The organism is Exiguobacterium aurantiacum, from assembly GCF_024362205.1.
GTDB lineage: Bacteria > Bacillota > Bacilli > Exiguobacteriales > Exiguobacteriaceae > Exiguobacterium > Exiguobacterium aurantiacum_B.
On the sequence record NZ_CP101462.1, the window covers coordinates 418,063 to 435,805 of the forward strand.

At 51.9% G+C, this 17,743-nt stretch carries 16 protein-coding genes; 11 read left to right on the forward strand and 5 right to left on the reverse strand.

Annotation, left to right across the window (positions count from 1 at the left end):
* The first annotated feature begins 26 nt into the window (after window positions 1-26).
* The 5 genes from NMQ00_RS02350 (at window position 27) to NMQ00_RS02370 (ending at window position 5,735) form a co-directional block, all read left to right on the forward strand.
* The gene (locus NMQ00_RS02350; protein ID WP_255177761.1) at window positions 27-734 is read left to right on the forward strand and encodes a hypothetical protein; all 708 of its coding nucleotides are present in this window, start codon (window positions 27-29) and stop codon (window positions 732-734) included.
* A 128-nt stretch (window positions 735-862) separates the two neighbouring features.
* A complete protein-coding gene (locus NMQ00_RS02355; RefSeq protein WP_255177762.1) occupies window positions 863-2,092 on the forward strand; it encodes a hypothetical protein in 1,230 nt (409 codons plus the stop codon).
* Window positions 2,093-2,455: 363 nt separating this feature from the next.
* Window positions 2,456-3,658, forward strand: a complete 1,203-nt coding sequence (locus NMQ00_RS02360; RefSeq protein WP_255177763.1) for a glycoside hydrolase family 191 protein — start codon at window positions 2,456-2,458, stop codon at window positions 3,656-3,658.
* 143 nt (window positions 3,659-3,801) lie between these two features.
* Window positions 3,802-4,431, forward strand: coding sequence for a uracil phosphoribosyltransferase (upp, locus tag NMQ00_RS02365; protein ID WP_021066126.1), 630 nt, complete (start codon window positions 3,802-3,804; stop codon window positions 4,429-4,431).
* 152 nt (window positions 4,432-4,583) lie between these two features.
* Window positions 4,584-5,735, forward strand: a complete 1,152-nt coding sequence (locus tag NMQ00_RS02370) for a GGDEF domain-containing protein (RefSeq protein ID WP_255177764.1) — start codon at window positions 4,584-4,586, stop codon at window positions 5,733-5,735.
* 60 nt (window positions 5,736-5,795) lie between these two features.
* Here NMQ00_RS02370 and NMQ00_RS02375 read toward each other — a convergent pair whose 3' ends face one another.
* The 5 genes from NMQ00_RS02375 to NMQ00_RS02395 all read right to left on the reverse strand — a co-directional run bounded on the left by NMQ00_RS02375 (window position 5,796) and on the right by NMQ00_RS02395 (window position 14,282).
* On the reverse strand, window positions 5,796-7,385 hold the full coding sequence (locus NMQ00_RS02375; protein ID WP_255177765.1) for an ABC transporter permease/substrate-binding protein: 1,590 nt from the start codon (window positions 7,383-7,385) through the stop codon (window positions 5,796-5,798).
* Entirely contained in the window at window positions 7,382-8,506 is a 1,125-nt protein-coding gene (locus tag NMQ00_RS02380; RefSeq protein ID WP_255177766.1) for an ABC transporter ATP-binding protein, read from the reverse strand. The genes NMQ00_RS02375 and NMQ00_RS02380 overlap by 4 nt, the downstream gene beginning before the upstream one ends.
* 198 nt (window positions 8,507-8,704) lie before the next feature.
* Complete coding sequence (locus NMQ00_RS02385) at window positions 8,705-11,368, reverse strand: cation-transporting P-type ATPase (protein ID WP_255177767.1); 2,664 nt, start codon at window positions 11,366-11,368, stop codon at window positions 8,705-8,707.
* Window positions 11,369-11,568: 200 nt separating this feature from the next.
* On the reverse strand, window positions 11,569-12,885 hold the full coding sequence (locus NMQ00_RS02390) for a (Fe-S)-binding protein (protein WP_255177768.1): 1,317 nt from the start codon (window positions 12,883-12,885) through the stop codon (window positions 11,569-11,571).
* A complete protein-coding gene (locus NMQ00_RS02395; RefSeq protein WP_255178661.1) occupies window positions 12,882-14,282 on the reverse strand; it encodes an FAD-binding oxidoreductase in 1,401 nt (466 codons plus the stop codon). Before NMQ00_RS02395 ends, NMQ00_RS02390 begins: the two co-directional genes overlap by 4 nt.
* Window positions 14,283-14,928: 646 nt before the next feature.
* Here NMQ00_RS02395 and NMQ00_RS02400 point away from each other — a divergent pair.
* The 6 genes from NMQ00_RS02400 (at window position 14,929) to NMQ00_RS02425 (ending at window position 17,741) form a co-directional block, all read left to right on the forward strand.
* Window positions 14,929-15,156, forward strand: a complete 228-nt coding sequence (locus tag NMQ00_RS02400) for a hypothetical protein (protein ID WP_114165157.1) — start codon at window positions 14,929-14,931, stop codon at window positions 15,154-15,156.
* Window positions 15,153-15,581 carry an ATP synthase subunit I gene (locus NMQ00_RS02405; RefSeq protein WP_255177769.1) on the forward strand — a complete coding sequence of 143 codons (429 nt, stop codon included), beginning with the start codon at window positions 15,153-15,155 and terminating at the stop codon, window positions 15,579-15,581. Before NMQ00_RS02400 ends, NMQ00_RS02405 begins: the two co-directional genes overlap by 4 nt.
* On the forward strand, window positions 15,581-16,318 hold the full coding sequence (gene atpB, locus NMQ00_RS02410) for a F0F1 ATP synthase subunit A (protein WP_021066134.1): 738 nt from the start codon (window positions 15,581-15,583) through the stop codon (window positions 16,316-16,318). Before NMQ00_RS02405 ends, atpB begins: the two co-directional genes overlap by 1 nt.
* Window positions 16,319-16,396: 78 nt before the next feature.
* Window positions 16,397-16,609 (forward strand): F0F1 ATP synthase subunit C, encoded by a 213-nt coding sequence (atpE, locus tag NMQ00_RS02415; RefSeq protein WP_024370837.1) that lies wholly within the window; start codon window positions 16,397-16,399, stop codon window positions 16,607-16,609.
* A 71-nt stretch (window positions 16,610-16,680) separates the two neighbouring features.
* The gene (gene atpF / locus NMQ00_RS02420; protein WP_029594688.1) at window positions 16,681-17,208 is read left to right on the forward strand and encodes a F0F1 ATP synthase subunit B; all 528 of its coding nucleotides are present in this window, start codon (window positions 16,681-16,683) and stop codon (window positions 17,206-17,208) included.
* Window positions 17,208-17,741, forward strand: a complete 534-nt coding sequence (locus tag NMQ00_RS02425) for a F0F1 ATP synthase subunit delta (RefSeq protein ID WP_255177770.1) — start codon at window positions 17,208-17,210, stop codon at window positions 17,739-17,741. The genes atpF and NMQ00_RS02425 overlap by 1 nt, the downstream gene beginning before the upstream one ends.
* Window positions 17,742-17,743 lie beyond the last annotated feature (2 nt).

Sequence of the window (17,743 nt, forward strand, 5' to 3'; positions counted from 1 at the left end):
CCACACGAAACGAGGAGGAAAACATCATGAAACTAATCGGATGGATTTTAGGAGTCGGTTTGGCGGTCCTCGCCGTGGCCGGAATCGGATTGTATGTCGCGAACGATAAGACGGACACGGTCATCGTCCCACGGGCGGTCGACAGCGTGAACAGCGGAACTGACGACGCCGCAGACGAGGCGAACGAGGAAGCGGCCGCATCGTCAGAAAGCTCAGCCTCGAGCGATGTGCCGGTCCGCTCGGTCGATGACGATGATTATGAATTGTATGGCACCCTTGTCAGCCTGTCGGATCGTGACGTGACAATCAGCTTCAGCGGCAAGGAAGCGACGTACCCGCTCGCTGCCCGTCATGAGATTGACGATGATACACCGAAAGCCGGTGATCGCGTCAAGCTCGAATTCAATCAAAACGAAGAAGTGAAGGAAGTCGACCGCGAAAGTGATGACTTTGACATTTATGGCACGTTCGTCAGCCTGTCGGATCGTGAGATTGCAATCGAACGAGACGGGAAAACAGAAACATTCCCGCTCGCAGACCGTTATGAGATTGATGACGAGACACCAAAAGCTAGCGACCGTGTCAAACTCGAGTTGAACCTTCAAGGACAAGTGAAAGAGATTGAACGTGAGGACGATCGGGGTGATCAAGGTGATGATGACCAAAACGACGATCGAGACGATGACGACCAGGACGATGATCAAGATGATGACGATGATCGCGACAACGACTAAAAAAATGCCACGAAAGTGGCATTTTTTGTTTGTTCTTCTAACTATATAAGTAATTATTATTGTATGATAAAGTGAAAAAGAAAATTTTAGGCGATAGTACCCAAATAAATGTGAAAGGAGGGGCTGGGATGAAACATATGGTTAAGCTGATGGGGTTAGCTACCATCTTATTGAGCGGGTGCGGGGCGAACGAAATCAACGCGCTCAATCTGCGTCCGTTGTCGACATATGCGATTCAACAAGATCAAGACATTCCACTCACGTCTTCGTTGAAAGCGCGTCTGTTAGACTACTGTGAGCGGAAACCAACGGACGTGTTGCCGACGCGCCGGGCCGAACTGGCGGCCATCACATTCCGTCACCCCTTCTATGATGAATTAGGTAGCAAGACCATCAAATATTGGCGGAGCGGGGACACTCGATACGTCTCTTGTTTGAACAGCAACGAGCAAAACTCACGGGTCTTCCGTACGGATGAAATCGTAGCGTTCGAGACCGCCGCTGCAGAAGCCCCTCTTGAAATCGATGTCGGCGACACGTTATCGTTCATTCCTGAACCGAACGTCGAAAACGTGGTGCAGTCCTTCTCGGTCAATGAGACCCATGAGACGATTATTCCCGGTTCGGTCTTCCGGTATCACACGCCGGATCGAGGGGCGCTTCATATCGTCTATCAGGTGTATCGAGATGGTGAAGAAACCAAGCAACTGATTGAACCAGGAGTATTCGTCTTCGAGAGCGGAAAAAATGAAGGTTTTGCGTTCTTAACTCAATTGGCGGATCAACGGATTGCGCTCCAAATGGGAAGTCAAGAGGCGTGGGAACGTACTGTCTTATCATCCCTTTTCACAGGCGACTACGTAGCCATCGACTCGTTGGAAGCTGTTTTCCCATCGAATTCGAGTGAACGCCGACTCCTGAAACGGGTCGTTCTATCAGATGAACCGATCGGTGAACTTGTAGAGTCGACATCGGGCGAGCTGTCAGAACGTTACGGCACCGTGATCGAGGTGTGGGGGACCGTCCAACGACCGGGCGCCGGTGAATTGACAATCACGTCGGAACAAAAAGAGGCGATGCGTCTGGCGACGTATGAGACGAAGACGAAGACGGCCCATCTGGGTGGCCCGAACACACGTGAACTGTTCGAACTGTTGTCCCGCGTGAAGACGACAAGTGCCGCACCGACAGGCGAACGACGTGGGACACTCGCATTGTATGAACAGTTGACCGAGCAACGGTTCGACGTTTGGATCGAAGAAGGGAAAGAGTCGCTTCAATTGATGGACGTCGAGACGAAGCGGGTCTATTTGATTGATCAATTGGAATTTGAGGAATTACTCGACACCTACATATGAGCGACCAACTGATTAGTATCCCCGTTTCATGACACTTTCATGTCGTGAAACGGTTTTTTTGTTGTCAAATTGACACTATGTTTTCGTGAAAAACTATCCTATAATTTTTTTTGCGAAGGTTCAACATTACATACACGAATCCGATACATCCATAAAACACACAGCACTAACCTTCTCGTCATTTGAATATAAAGAAAAGGGGGAGCAACGAGACACAACTCCATTCAACCATCATCGTCCGTCACCACGTTTTGTCAGTCATCAGGAGAGGAATAGGTAGTGAAATTGAAAAAGTTAATTATGTCTCTAACGGTAGTGTTGTTGTTTGTTAGTCTGAACATGTCTAAAACGGGGGCACAAACCATGAACCCACTCGACGGTGTGAAGAACTATCAAGTGTATTATGGCCATCCAACTGAAGCGATTTTAAAAGATATGCAGAACTACGATCTCGTCATCATTGAGCCGCTCCATTACACGAAAGCGCAAGTGGAGCAAATCAAAGCACGCGGGACAAAAGTACTCGGATATATTAGCGTCATGGAAGTCGCGACATGGAACACGGGTCTCATGTCAAAACTTCAGTCAGGTGACTTCTTTACGCGTAACGGACAACGTGTCCATTATTCGGAATGGGATTCGTACTTGACGAACATCGCCTCACCGCACTTCCAAGGGTTGCTCCTCACGGAAATCCAGAACCAAGTCGTCGCCAAAGGGATCGATGGCGTGTTCATGGATACGGTCGGTGATATCGATAACGAACATTTGAACAACCCGACGGTGCTCAAACAACAACGGGACGGCCTCGTCAACTTCTTGAAACAAGCGCGGGCCCGCTATGGCGATATCGCCATGGTTCAAAACTGGGGCTTCGACACACTTGAAACATCGACAGCACCATACATCGACGGCATCATGTGGGAGAGCTTCAACGCCGATACAATCAAGAGTGACGCATGGTCACAAAACATGATTAAAAAATTACAAGCGGTCGACGCGAAGTACTCAGTCAAGACGCTTACGATTTCGACGCGTCAAAACGCAGAGAGCCATAAGCTCGCCAAGGATTCAGGCTTCATCCACTTCCACGAAGCGGATGCCTATGTGAACTGGAACGCGGGTCTTGTGACACGCACGAAAGACACGGCTCCGGTCGCAGTAGCGCCGGCAACGAAGCCAGCTGCGACGACAACGACGAAGCCGGCTGAAACGACAACGACGAAGCCAGCTGAAACGACAACGACGAAGCCAGCTGCGACGACAACGACGAAGCCAGCTGCGACAACAACAACGAAGCCGGCTGAAACGACAACGACGAAGCCAGCAGAAACGGCGCCGAAAACTGAAGTTTCAACAGACAAGCAAGCCGAGTCGAAACAAAAAACAAAAGCTGAGTTGAAGCAAGAGAAGAAAGACAAGAAAGAGAAGAAGAAGGCGAAAAAGCATGCAAAAAAACATGCCGCCAAGCACAGCTCGTCTAACGACCATCAGGCCGCCAAAGGAAACATGTGTGGAAAAGTGAAACACAAGACGGCCGGTTTCCTAAACTTTTTCAAATTCTAAGCAACGTATCACCTGAACCCCGAGGGATCGATTCCGTTCCTTCGGGTTTCGTCTGACCTCTTAGAAAACAGAAGTTGACCCTACCTTTCTCAGAAAAGTTAGGGTACAATGCTCAAGAGAGATTGAGAGAGGAGTGAAGCATGATGGGCAAAGTACACGTTTATGACCACCCATTGATTCAGCACAAGATGACGATTATGCGTAAAGTAGAGACGGGGACAAAGCAGTTCCGTGAACTCGTAGACGAGGTCTCGTCACTCATGGCATACGAAATTACACGCGACCTTCCGCTTACTGATGTGGAAATCGAGACACCGGTCTCTGTATCGACACAGAAGATGATCGCCGGCAAGAAATTGGGAATCGTCCCAATTTTACGGGCAGGCCTCGGCATGGTGGATGGCTTCCTCAAAATGATGCCGAACGTCAAAGTCGGTCACATCGGTTTATACCGTGACCCGGAGACGCTCGAGCCGCACGAATACTATCTCAAGTTGCCGACGGACGTCACAGAGCGTGACTTCATCGTCGTCGACCCGATGCTTGCGACAGGTGGTTCTGCCGCTGACGCGATTGCCGCGCTTAAAAAGCACGGTGCCAAGTCGATCAAACTCGCTTGCCTCTGCGCAGCCCCTGAAGGTGTCGAACGTGTTCAAGCCGAACACCCGGACGTCGAAATCTATCTCGCCGCACTTGACGAGAAGTTGAACGACCATGGCTACATCGTTCCAGGACTCGGTGACGCAGGTGACCGTTTGTTCGGAACAAAATAAGCACGAACCCGATGAGAGGATCCGAGTGATCCTCTTTTTTGTGGAATGTGCCGAGAGCGATTCAAAATAGTTGAGGCGAAGCGAGTCACGACCGATAGTAGAAAAGGAAGGGCCGCTTGACGGTCCCGATCATGAAAAAGGGAAGAGACGCCGTGAAGACTAAATTCTCACTACTACAAAGATACTTGCTCATTTCCTTGATGGCGCTGTTTTTAACGAGCATCTGGAGCTATAGCGCCTTTCAAAATATCGAACGAGAGAACCGCCGCATCGTCGAAGAAGCGATTCCGATTGCGAACGCCGCCTCGGAACTGCTCCGGCTTTTGCTCGACCAAGAGCTGTCGGTCCGCGGTTATACATACAATCAAGACGCACTGTCACTCGAACAGTATGAAGCGACGAAACGCTCGCTAACGGAGACGATTCACGTCATCCGAGAACTCGACCATCGTCACCCGATCATGCAAGAGTTGATTCGAGACGAGGCGTTACCGCTCATCCGACAGATGGAGACATTTCACGAATCTCAAATTGAACTCATCAAGGCGGGAGATGTCCTGACAGCGAACGCGCGGCGCTATAGCGGAACCGACTATATCAACCAGTTCCGGGACGTCGATGCGGCCATCCGTGAAGATATCGATAACATCATCCAACAAGCCTCGCTTCGGAGCGACAACGCCTCGAGTTCGGCGAAGTGGGTCATCGTGATCGTCGTCGGGATTGCCTTATTGTTGCTGATGACGTTCATGCACACGTTCCGACTCGAGCGCAGCAAACAAGCGCTCATCCATCGCTCGCTCCATGACGCGTTGACCGGCATTTGGAACCGTCGCGCTTTCGACGAACGCTTTGAACGGATGTGGGATGAAGCAACGGAGACCGGAGATGCGCTCGCGCTCCTATTGCTCGATATTGATGCGTTTAAAATCTACAACGATACGTACGGTCATTTGGCAGGAGACGCTTGTCTCGAACGGGTGGCACATGCCATCGATAAGGCCGTCGGAACAGACGGGATGACGGCCCGGTACGGCGGTGAAGAGTTCGCGGTGCTGCTCAAGCCGCGTCATGCCCGGCAGCCGAAAGAAATCGCCGAGCGGATTCGTCAAGCGGTGCTCAAATTAAATATCCCGCACGAGGGTTACCATCCGCTTCGAAAAGTGAGTGTCAGTATCGGCGTCGCCGAGCACTTACCTGTAGCGGACGGTGTGAAAACCGACTTGGTCGAAGCGGCCGATCAGGCGCTCTATCAGGCAAAGCGGAGCGGGCGCAATCGCGTCTCGATTGGGAAAGCCGTTTGAATCGATGAACGCAAAAAGACGACCATTCCGATGGATACGGGATGGTCGTCTTTTGCATGCTTATTCTGTGATCAAGCCTTCCTCGATGAGGAAGTCGCGGGCAACTTTCTCTGGACGTTGTTTTTCGACATCAGCAAGGTAGTTGAGTTCTTGCATCGTCTCGTCCGTGATTTTCCCGCTCAGCAGGTTCAATACGTCCGCGAGCTCAGGATGCTCGGCGAGCGTCTCTTCGCTGACGATTGGGACCGCATAGTACGGTGGGAAGAACTGTTTGTCGTCCTCGAGGACGGTCAAATCGAATCGTTTGAGCAAGCCGTCGGTCGAGAAGCTGTCGATGGCGTTACTTTCGTTATTCATGAGCGCTGTATAGCGCAGTCCGCCGTCGACCGGTTTCACGTCTTGGAAGTTGAACGGGTACGCCTCTTTCAAGCCGAGGTATCCGTCTTCCCGGTTCGAGAACTCGATCGTCGGTCCGAAGACGAGCTCGTCACTCACTGAAGCGAGGTCCGAGACGGTCTTCAGATCGTATGTGTCGACGTCTTCTTGTTTGACGGCGATGGCGTACGTGTTGTTGAAGCCGATCGGGTCGAGCGTGCGGATATCAAAGCGCTCGTTCACTTGTTTCACGACTTTGTCGTAGACGACGTCCGGGTCGTTCTCGACTTCTTGCTTCAACACGTCGACGAACAGCGTGCCCGTATATTCGACGTACGTATCGATCTCACCGGTCCGCAGGGCGCTGAAGGCGACCTGGGTCCCACCGAGGTTCAATTGACGTTTCACGTCGAGGTCCGTCTTGGCTTCGATCAAGTCGGCGACCATGTTCCCGAGAATCAATTGCTCGGTGAAGTTTTTTGAACCGACGACGATTGTATCGTCTTCACGGGTGAAAGCGTAAATCGAACCGGCGAGAAGCAGCGTGAACGCCGTCGCAATCACGATGAGTGGCTTCGTCACTTTCTTCGCCGAGCGGCGATGCGTCTTCTTCTTCATCCGGCCATCCGCGAGGACGATGCCGTTCGGGGCGACCTTGTACTCGATGCGGCTGACGATGAAGTCAATCAACAAGGCGAGTAATCCGGCCGGGATGGCGCCGGCGAGAATTTGGTTGTTATCGACGGTCTGGATTCCGGCGAAGACGAGGTAACCGAGGCCACCGGCTCCGACGAACGCGGAAATCGTCATGAGACCGACGGCTGTGACCGCCGAGATGCGAATCCCGGCCATGATGATTGGGAGCGCGAGCGGCAGTTGAATCTTACTTAAAATCTGGCGATCGGTAAGCCCGATCCCTTTAGCCGACTCGAGCGTGTCACCTGGAATGCTCGACAGTCCCGTATACGTGTTCTTCACAATCGGGAGGAGCGAATATAACACGACCATGATGATGGCCGGCGTCGATCCGATACCGATGAATGGGATGAGGAAACCGAGGAGCGCTAAACTCGGTACGGCTTGGACGACGCTCGTCAGACCGAGAATTGGCTTAGCGAGACGCGGAATCCGTAAAATGAGAATCCCGAGCGGTACCCCTAAAAGGACCGCGAGCGAGACGGCGAACACCGTCAGTTGTAAGTGTTCGAGCAAGAGCGTCCCGATTTGATTGGTATTGCTCGTGAAGTAATTGAAAAACGATTGAATGGCGTTCATATAGTTTCCTCCTCTTGCATGAATTGCTCACTGAGGACGGAAAGCAAACTGCTACGTGTAATCAAACCGTGAAGTATCGAACCGTCGACGACCGGGAGATACCCTTGGTCGCTCGTGTTCATGACGTCTAAAATGTCGAGGAGCGAGTCCTCGATCGAGACGAAGGCGTAGTTCGTGTTCATGACTTCCTCGAGCCGCTTCGTCTTGTCTTGGATGCCGTGGACATCTTTCAATTTGATGAGTCCTTGCAAGGTGCGGTCGCGGTCCGTGATCAACAGGCTGTCGACCTTGCGTGAACGCATGATCTCGATCGCTTGAAGCACCGTCCGTTTCCCGCTAATCGATACCGGGTCGGTAATCATGATATCTTTCGCCTTGATGTATTCAGGACTGTTCCAAATTCGATTCTTCCCGATGAACGATTCGACGTATTCGTCTTTCGGATTCCGGAGGATTTGTTCCGGCGTATCGAACTGGACGATTTCCCCGTCGCGCATGATACAAATGCGATCGGCCAGCTTGATCGCCTCATCCATATCATGGGTGACGAATACAATCGTCTTTTTCACTTCTTCTTGCAGGTTGAACAGCTCTTCTTGCAGGTCGTTCCGGGTCACCGGGTCGAGGGCGCTGAACGGTTCATCCATTAAAATGACTTCTGGGTCGTTCATGAGGGCCCGGGCGAAGCCGATGCGTTGTTGTTGGCCACCGCTCAATTCGCTCGGATAGCGGTCGATGAACTGGTCCGGATCGAGGCCGACCATGCGGAGGAGGTGTTCGGTGCGCGCATCCATGTCTTGTTCGGCATGGCCTTCGAGCCCGGCGATCAATTGGATATTCTCGCGAATCGTCATATGCGGGAAGAGGCCGGTCTGTTGAATGACGTAACCCATCTGGCGCCGTAGTTCAATCGGATCCATCTTCCGTGTATCCTGTCCATTGACGATAATTGTCCCTTCCGTCGGCTCAATCAAGCGGTTGATCATTTTGAGCGATGTCGTCTTCCCGCAGCCGGATGGGCCGATAAAGACGACGAGTTCACCTTTGTTGATGGTGAGGTTCATCTCTTTCAAGACGGTCGTATTCTTAAATGTTTTTTGTACTTGTTTAAACTCAATCATGCAGTCACCCTTTTCGATAATTATTTTCACATAACCTTAATATTCCCTTGTTATGAAAATGTAAACATCTTTTTTTCAAAATCAGGTTTGAAGACATTGAAAAACGGGATAAGGTAAGGTTGTAGTTCACAAATAAACTGTATGGAGAAAGGAGCGACACCCACAGGCGTCGCTCCTTTCTCCATACTTGAATGATGGTTATTTGCGTTTGATGATGTTACGTGAAATTAGCTTCTCGAGTTCGATGATGAAGAACACGGCAATACCGAATACGAATGGAATCAACCAATCAGTTGCCGCAATAGACGTCGTTCCGAATGCAGTGTTCATGAACGGTACATACGTGATGAACAGTTGCAACGCGATAAGTGCTCCGGACACATAGAACGCAATCGGGTTTTCGAAAAACGAGCGGTTGAGGGCCGACTCGGTCTCGACGCGCACGTTGAACAAATGGAACATCTGAGCGATGACGATCGTGTTCAACGTCATCGTGTGGATATATTCAACGCTATAGTCGCCTGCATTCATATACAAGTTGTAAATTAGCGTCCCGCCACCGATGATGAGCGAGACGAGCAGAATCCGGAAGATGTAATAACCGCTCAGGAGCGGCGTCTTCTTCGGGCGAGGTGCTCGTTTCATCGTCGACGGTTCGAGCGGTTCGAAGGCGATGGCGAACGACAAGGTGATGGCGACGACCATGTTCACCCACAAAATCTGTAACGCGGTTAGCGGCAACTGGGTACCGAGGAAGATACTCATGAGGAGTACGAATCCTTGCGCGCCGTTCGTCGGGAGAATAAACAAAATCGTCTTCTTCAAGTTGTCATAGACGCGGCGTCCTTCTTTGACGGCTTTGAAAATCGTGTTGAAGTTGTCATCGACGAGGACCATTTCGGCCGCTTCTTTCGACACTTCCGTCCCTTTAATTCCCATCGCGACACCGATGTCCGCACGGCGCAACGCCGGTGCGTCATTGACGCCGTCTCCGGTCATGGCGACGATATGACCTTGTTCTTGGAGCGCTTTGACGAGGCGAGTCTTGTTCTCAGGACTTGTCCGTGCAAAGACATTGTAGTTACCGACGACTTGCGTCAGTTCTTCGTCCGTCAACTCATCGATATCGGTTCCTTGGAGTGCGCCTGCCTCTGTCGGGATGCCGAGCTCGTTCCCGATCGCGAGGGCCGTCTCTTTATGGTCACCCGTAATCATCTTCACTTGAATCCCGGCCGACTGACATTCATTGACCGCCTCAATCGCTTCTGGGCGCGGCGGGTCCATGATACCTACAAGACCGAGGAATTCGATATTCTCATATAAGTCGCCATGATCAATCGTTTGTTTCGATGTGTTGAACGTACGTTTAGCGACTCCGATGACGCGTTGTCCTTTTTTAGCGAACGCGGTCATCTTCTCTTCCCATTCCGCGACAGGGAAGTCCGGGTTGCTCGATTCGGCCATGGTGAACAAGCGATCAGGAGCACCCTTCAAATACATGACATGTTCGTCTCCATGCACGGACAAGGTCGCCATATACTTGTGGGCAGAATCAAATGGGATTTTAGAGATGATCCGGAGCGGGTGAAGCGGCGAGTCCGCCTTTTCAGCGAGTGTGAGCAGACAACCCTCGGTCGGATCACCGGTAATCATCCATTGGTTCGTTTCTTCATCATAGAACAGGTCTGAATCGTTACACGTCACTCCGGCTAAGAGGAGCTCATTGAGCGTGTCGTCCTGCTTATTTGAATAAATCGAACCGTCATGTTCGATTCGACCTTCTGGGGCGTATCCTGAACCGGTGACACGGAGCGTCACGTCGTTGAGTTGAATATTTTGCGCTGTCATCTCGTTTTTCGTCAACGTGCCGGTCTTATCCGAACAAATGACTGATACGGCACCGAGTGTCTCAACTGATGGCAAACTCTTGACGATTGCCTGATTGTCTGCCATTTGACGGACACCAAGAGCGAGGATGATTGAGATAATCGCCGGAAGCCCTTCTGGAATGACGGCGACGGCAAGGCCGATGACGGCGAGTAACAGTTCGGCCGTCGCATAATCGCGAAGGAAATAACCGAAGATGAACGCGAAGACAGCGACGCCGGCGATGACGCTTGCGACCGTCTTGCCGAAACGCTGCGTTTGTTGGATAAGGGGTGTTTGTACGGTCTCGACTTCGGCAATCGAGGCGTTGATTTTACCGAGCTCAGTTTTCGAGGCTGTCGCGACGACGACGCCTCTGCCTGTTCCGGCGGCAACTGATGTCCCGGAAAAGGCTAAGTTTGTTCGGTCACCGAGACCTATTTTCTCATCAAGCGGTTCAAGTGTCTTGTCGACTGTCGTCGCTTCGCCGGTCAACGCCGATTCTTCCACTTTCAAATTCTCTGCCGCGACGAGGCGTAAGTCGACAGGTATTTTATCCCCTGGCTTCAAATAGACGAGATCACCCGGGACGAGGTTCTCCGCTTCGATCTCTTTTCGTTTCCCGTCGCGCCTTACGAGGGCGGATGGGGACAACATGTTTTTGATTCCTTCAAGCGCTTGCTCTGCTTTGTTTTCTTGCAAATAGCCGATGATACCGATGATCAGGACAACGAGTGCGATGACGATCGTGTCGTACCAGTAGCCGAGAACACCTGTAATGACCGCGGCTGCGAGAAGAACGTAGATGAGAACGTCGTTAAAGTGACGCAAAAATTTGAGCCACTTCGGATCTTTTTTTGGTTCGGGCAACACGTTCTTTCCGTGTCGCTCGATACGTGTCTGTGCGGTCTCGTCCGTCAGTCCTTGATCGATATCGGTATCGAGATGGTCCTCTGTCTCTTGAATCGATAACGTATGCCATTGCCTATCTTCCATTTCAAAACCCCTTTCTTTATTCGCTCTTTGTCTATATGGAAAAAGCGTTCTACAATAATTGTTACCCGTAGTAAAAATAGATGTAAACTTTAATTCCATGTGAAATCGTCGGAATTATGAAGTATATGTGAAACCGAATGGGAGGAAGTGTGAGATACGAAAAGAGTTCGACCGCTCAGCGGTCGAACTCTGTTACATCATCACATCGCTTCGACGAGCAGGTCCGCCAAGTGGACGGCGCGCATCGAGTCGGTTCCGTGTTCTTGAATCCCGAGTTGCATCTGCATATGGCAACCTGGATTCGACGTCACAATCGTTTTGGCCGATGTGTCGTTCACGTGCCCCATCTTTATCTCGAGGATGTCGTTCGCGATCACCGGTTGCAACAGATTGTAGACGCCGGCCGAGCCACAGCAGTTGTCGGCGTGTTTCTGTTCGATATAGACGGCCCCTTCGATTGCCTGAAGCAATAACCGCGGAGCGAGTGCACCTTTTTGGACGTTGCGCAAGTGGCATGAGTCTTGGTAGGTGATGACTTGCTCCGGTAGCGTGAGCGGTACGCGGTCGAGGAAGCCGACCTCGATTAAAATCGAGGCGAAGTCTTTGATTTTGGCCGTGAACCGTTCCGCGCGTTCGGCCCATTCCGGGTCGTGCTTCAACAGATGGTCATAGCCGACGAGAAACGCGCCGCAACCGCCGGCGTTCGTGATGATGTAATCGACGTCCTCGGCCTCGAACGCCGCGATGTTTTGCTTGGCGAGCGTGACGGCGCCCGTCTGTTCACCGGCATGGCCATGCAAGGCGCCGCAACACTGTTGCGCTTTCGGGATGACGATGTCGCAGCCTGCCGCTTGGAGCAGTTTCATCGTGTTCGCGTTCGTCTCATAGAACATCGTGTCCATCAGACAGCCGCTGAAGAAAGCGACTCGGGCCGTCGTCGTACCTGTCGCCGAGATTCGCTCCGGCCGTCGTCGTCGTTCCGTCTTTGGTGGGACCGTCGGTAAGATCGTCTCCATCTTTTGGAGTTGGTCCGGGAACCAGTCGAGGATGCGCAGCTTATGGGTGAGCGTCTGGACGCCGGACTGTTGATAGAAACGAAGGAAGCTCGTTGCCGTCTCCATCTTCGCCTTGTTCAAGAACAGCCCGTCAAAGACGACTTTGCGGACGAGACGTTCGCGGACCGGCATCTGGCCGGTCGCCCGTTTATGCTCGGTGATGGCGGCGCGGGCGTCCTCGAGCAAGACGCTATAGCGCACCCCGGCCGGACATGCCGGCTCACAGGCGAGACAACCTAGACATTCGTTGAGTGTCTTCTCGACGCCCTCGTCCGGTTCAATCAATCCGTCGACGACACCCTTCATGATGGCGATTCGACCGCGCGGAGAGGCGGACTCGTCTTTCGAGCGGATATACGTCGGGCACGTCGGCAGGCAAAAGCCGCAGCGCATGCAGCCGAGCATCTCTTCATAGTCGAGCTTCTCGGTCATGCGGGTGGCGAGTTCGGGCGTCTGCTTCATGATGTGCCTCCTTGGACGATACGTTTTTTCGCCGCTTTGGCGAACATCTTCTGCGGGTTCATGATGCCGTGCGGGTCGAAGGCGAGCTTGATGCCTTTCATGACGTCAATCCCGGCCGGTCCGAGCTTCCATTCGAGATATGGGGCTTTCATTGCCCCGACCCCATGCTCGCCGGTGATTGTACCGCCGAGGTCGAGCGCGGCGGCAAAAATATCGGCGAACGCCGCTTCGACACGCTCCATCTCCTCATGATTTCGAGCGTCGGTCGCGACCGTCGGATGCAAGTTGCCGTCTCCGGCGTGTCCGAACGTTGCGATTTGAATGTCATATGCCCGTCCAATCGCTTCGATGCGCCGGACCATCTCCGCGATCTCGCTCCGTGGTACGGTCGCATCCTCTAAAATCGTCGTCGGGCTGAGCCGGGCGAGGGCGGACAAGGCGATGCGCCGGGCGTAGCGGAGCGTCTCGGCATGGGCCTCGTCTCGGGCCACCTCGACCGACAAGGCGCCTTCTTCTAGACAGACGGCATGCATCGCCTCGATATCATGACGGACGACGTCCCGCGGGCCGTCCTGTTCTAATAGAAGGAGAGCGCCGACGTCTGTCGGCAATCCGATGTTCGCATACGCCTCGACGACCTCGATTGTCTTCTTGTCCATGAACTCGAGCGTCGCCGGGATGACGCGGTTCTCGATGATGCGGCTCACTGTCCGGGCCGCGCTGTCCAAATCCTCGAAATAGGCGAGCATCGTCCGTTTCGTTTCGGGGAGCGGGATGAGCTTGAGCGTCGCTTGCGTGATGACGGCGAGCGTTCCTTCCGAGCCGACGAGGAGACGTGTCAAATCATATCCGGCCACGTCCTTGGCAAGTTTGCCGCCCGTATGGAGCACGTCGCCGTTCGGGAGCACCGCCTCGAGAGCGAGCACGTAATCAGCCGTCACGCCGTACTTCAACCCGCGTAACCCGCCCGAGTTCTCGCTGATGTTGCCGCCAATCGTCGAGATTTTCATCGAGCTCGGGTCCGGTGGATAGAATAGGCCCTTTGCCTCGACGGCTTCCGCCAAACGGGCGGTGATGCAGCCTGGCTCGACTGTCACCGTTAAGTTTTTCTCGTCGATCTCGATGATCTTGTCCATGTGGCGGAAGTCCATGACGACACCACCGGAAAGCGGCGTTGTCCCGCCGGCCAGGTTCGTCGCCGACCCACGGGGGACGACCGGGATGCGGTATGTATGGCACAGTCGCAATACGGCCTGTACTTGTTCGGTCGAGCGGGGCGCGACAATCGCGTCGGGCATCGCTTGGTAGTTCGGTGTCGCGTCAAACGAATAGGCGAGTCGGGTCGTCGGATCCGTGAAGACGACGTCAGCACCGATTTCCTCGCGTAATTGGTTCATCCAATCCATTCTAGTTCCTCCTCACACGCATCAAATTTCTCACGATGCGGGCGTCGGTTTCGAAAGTCACAAAATCGACACAATTCTAGGTAGCGCTTACATCGTAATCGTAGCTATTCGAACTGGTATTGTCCACCCATTTCGGGTTGATAGGAAGGGCTTTCCAGACGATTGGGCGCTTGAAAAAACCGGTGTGATATTCATCACTACAAATTCGTCAGAACCCCTCGACACGACAAAAAGATAATCGGTATACTGATACAGGACGATGTAAACGATTTCAAAATCGGGTCAACGTTTGTTTCAAAACCTTTTGTGAACGTAAGCCGTTTGGCATTGTAATTTCCAAAACGTGAAGGTATAACTGAACTATTCTTCATCTGATTCGTAAAGTGAAATGTTATAAAGTCAACATTTTTATTTCACCATTTCTTCATACTTTCTTAAAATTTGATGATTTTAATTTAGTTTGTGAACTGCGTAAAAGCCTTGATACGACTTGATTTAAAGCGCTTTTATAATTGTGAAATCAATTGACTTCTTATGCCATTTCCAGTACTCTGAACTTGTGTGACTTTTGATGGTCACGCGAGTGTGAATCCGATGAAGAAGATGGAAAGCTCGGCAGCTCGAAAGGGGGATGGGGATGACGAAAAAAGACAATCGTTACCTATCTTATGCCTCGCTCGCCTCTCAAATCTCGACCGCGCTCGCTGGACCGATCGTCATCGGTTATCTCGTTGGCCAATACGGGGCGAGACGTGAATTTTGGGGCACGTTTGGTTGGAATGTGTCGGTGCTTCTCGGAATGGCTTTCGGGATCACGGCGCTTGTTCTCACCCTTCGAAGTTTACTGACAGGAGAGGACGAATGAAGCTAGAACAAACGGAACTACAACAAGTGCAAGCAGACAGAAAAGCACAGCAGCAGTTGATGAAACGCTATACGAAGTGGTTTATTGGATGGTTCGCCATTCTCCTCCTCGGAGCGCTCATCGTCCCTATGTACAAACCGGTATTTCTCGGCTTGTTCCTAGGTGGGGTCGCCAGTCTCATCATTCTACATATGCAGAATCGAAGCGTCATTCGGATGTTTGACGTCATCGAACATGGACGACGCCCAAAGTCGCACGGGACTGTTTCAAGAATGGCAGTCGGTGCACTAGCCGTGATAGTCGGTCTCTTTTATGAGGATCGAGTATCGCTGATCGCGGTGGTAACTGGTCTAATCGCCGGCCACATCATACAATTTGGCGAGTTCACACTTGCCCAGCTCAGCAGGAAAAGAGGTGAATACTAATGGGTCATGAGTTTCCCACATATTCTCTACAACTCGGAGATTATACGTTATATGGGAGCTGGACGAACGTCATTACGGTGCTGATCGCATCACTACTCGTATTTACGTTTGCCGTTTGGGGAACGCGACGTTTGGCTATGAAGCCGACCGGTAAGCAGAACTTAATGGAATTCTTCGCAGAATTCACACGCGGGATTATCTCGAGTGCGATGGACTGGAAGACAGGGGGCCGTTTCATCGGGTTTGGAATGACGTTGATTTTGTTCATTCTCTTCTCGAACTTGATGGGTCTACCGTTTAACGTCATTTCTGGTCACTATCTGTGGTTCAACTCACCGACGGCCGATCCTTACGTCACGTTGGCGTTGTCGACACTCGTCGTTGCAATGTCGCACTATTACGGCGTGAAGCTACACGGTTTGAAGCACTACTCGGCGGAATTCGTGAAGCCGGTCTGGTTCTTACTGCCGATCAAGCTCATCGAGGAGTTCGCGAACACCTTGACGCTCGGTCTGCGTCTTTACGGTAACATCTTTGCCGGTGAAATCATGATTACCATCATCTTGGGACTCGCAATTACAGCAGAAGGGGCACTTAACCCGCTCGGTGCTGTGTTCGCAATTCTCCCAATGATTTTATGGCAAGGTTTCTCAATCTTTATCGGGGTTATTCAATCCTACATTTTCCTGACGCTTGCAATGGTGTACATCGGGCATAAAGCTTCTGCCGAGCATTAATTCGGACGGGTCTCGCCAAAGCGTTGAACAAAAAAACTATTTACTTAACTTTTAGGAGGAATATACACAATGGAACAAATGAATCTTCTCGCAACAGCACTCGTTATCGGTCTTGGAGCACTCGCGGCTGGTATCGGTAACGGTCTCATCGTATACGGAACAGTACAAGGACAAGCACGTCAGCCAGAACTCAAAAACGAACTTCGTCAAACAATGTTCATCGGTATCGGTTTGGTTGAAGCCCTCCCGATCATCGGTGTGGCTGTCGGTTTCCTTCTCCTCAACTCTTGATTACGAGTTAACGAGAACAACGTAAGAGGGAGCGTGTCTCCCTCACTTATTTAGTCAAGAGGAGGGTATGCATGGATACGATGATGATTGCAGCTGGTGCTGGCGGCGAAGGCCTCCGCATCCTGGATATGATCTTTACACTTTTCACATTCCTCGTACTCTTGGCCCTGTTGAAGAAATTTGCTTGGGGACCACTCCTTGGAATGATGAGACAGCGTGAAGAGTATGTAGCGAACGAAATTGAGCTCGCTGAAAAGAGCCGCAAAGATGCGGAAACATATGTAGTCGAACAACGTGACGCGCTCAGCGCCGCACGTACAGAATCGAAAGAAATGCTTGATTCAAGCCGTCGTCAAGCAGAAGCGGAACAAGCACGCTTGGTGGAGCAGGCGCGTTTGGAAGCCGAACAAATCAAGATCGAGGCGGGTAAAGCGATCGAACGTGAGCGTGAGCTCGCGAAACAATCGCTCCAAACCGAAGTCGTCACACAGGCGCTCTCGGCCGCACGCCACGTCCTTCAGTCAGACCTTAAAGGCGACGAAGCGAAACAACGTGCCCTCGTTACAGACTTCCTGTCTAAAGCGAAAGGTGCTAACTGATGAACACATCGTTAGCAAAACGCTATGCCAAAGCGCTCTTCGACTTAGCGCGGGAACAAGGCACGCTCGACCAAGTCGAAGCGGAAGTGCGTCTGCTCGATGAAGTGCTCCACGCGACTCCTGAACTGTCGAATCTCTTAACGAATCCGGCAATCAGTGACAGCGAGCTTGCACAGCTTTTAACACATAGCTTTGGTGACATGACAGATATCGTGCTCAATACACTTCTCGTCATGGTCGAAAACGACCGTGCGAGCGAAGTTCGCGGCTTGTCGCGCTACGTCCTTGATTACATCAACGACTACCGTGGCATCGCCGAAGGGTTCGTCACGAGTGCTTACCCGTTGTCGGCAACAGAGTTGAAAGAAGTCGAACTCGTCTTCGGTCAGAAGATGAACAAGACGCTTCAATTGAAGAACGTCGTCGATGAAGACGTCATCGGTGGACTCCGTGTCCAGATCGGCTACACGACGTATGATGACACAATCGAAAACAAACTAACACGCCTTGAGCGTGAATTGTTGAATGCGTAAGA

Excerpts from the sequence above, each read along its gene's own strand:
- NMQ00_RS02400 (WP_114165157.1), top strand. The coding sequence starts at position 14,929 with ATGACGAAAAAAGACAATCGTTACCTATCTTATGCCTCGCTCGCCTCT.
- atpF (WP_029594688.1), top strand. The coding sequence starts at position 16,681 with ATGGATACGATGATGATTGCAGCTGGTGCTGGCGGCGAAGGCCTCCGC.
- NMQ00_RS02350 (WP_255177761.1), top strand. The coding sequence starts at position 27 with ATGAAACTAATCGGATGGATTTTAGGAGTCGGTTTGGCGGTCCTCGCC.
- NMQ00_RS02360 (WP_255177763.1), top strand. The coding sequence starts at position 2,456 with ATGAACCCACTCGACGGTGTGAAGAACTATCAAGTGTATTATGGCCAT.
- NMQ00_RS02355 (WP_255177762.1), top strand. The coding sequence starts at position 863 with ATGAAACATATGGTTAAGCTGATGGGGTTAGCTACCATCTTATTGAGC.
- NMQ00_RS02375 (WP_255177765.1), bottom strand. The coding sequence starts at position 7,385 with ATGAACGCCATTCAATCGTTTTTCAATTACTTCACGAGCAATACCAAT.
- NMQ00_RS02380 (WP_255177766.1), bottom strand. The coding sequence starts at position 8,506 with ATGATTGAGTTTAAACAAGTACAAAAAACATTTAAGAATACGACCGTC.
- NMQ00_RS02405 (WP_255177769.1), top strand. The coding sequence starts at position 15,153 with ATGAAGCTAGAACAAACGGAACTACAACAAGTGCAAGCAGACAGAAAA.
- atpB (WP_021066134.1), top strand. The coding sequence starts at position 15,581 with ATGGGTCATGAGTTTCCCACATATTCTCTACAACTCGGAGATTATACG.
- NMQ00_RS02395 (WP_255178661.1), bottom strand. The coding sequence starts at position 14,282 with ATGAACCAATTACGCGAGGAAATCGGTGCTGACGTCGTCTTCACGGAT.
- upp (WP_021066126.1), top strand. The coding sequence starts at position 3,802 with ATGGGCAAAGTACACGTTTATGACCACCCATTGATTCAGCACAAGATG.
- NMQ00_RS02385 (WP_255177767.1), bottom strand. The coding sequence starts at position 11,368 with ATGGAAGATAGGCAATGGCATACGTTATCGATTCAAGAGACAGAGGAC.
- NMQ00_RS02425 (WP_255177770.1), top strand. The coding sequence starts at position 17,208 with ATGAACACATCGTTAGCAAAACGCTATGCCAAAGCGCTCTTCGACTTA.
- NMQ00_RS02390 (WP_255177768.1), bottom strand. The coding sequence starts at position 12,885 with ATGAAGCAGACGCCCGAACTCGCCACCCGCATGACCGAGAAGCTCGAC.
- atpE (WP_024370837.1), top strand. The coding sequence starts at position 16,397 with ATGAATCTTCTCGCAACAGCACTCGTTATCGGTCTTGGAGCACTCGCG.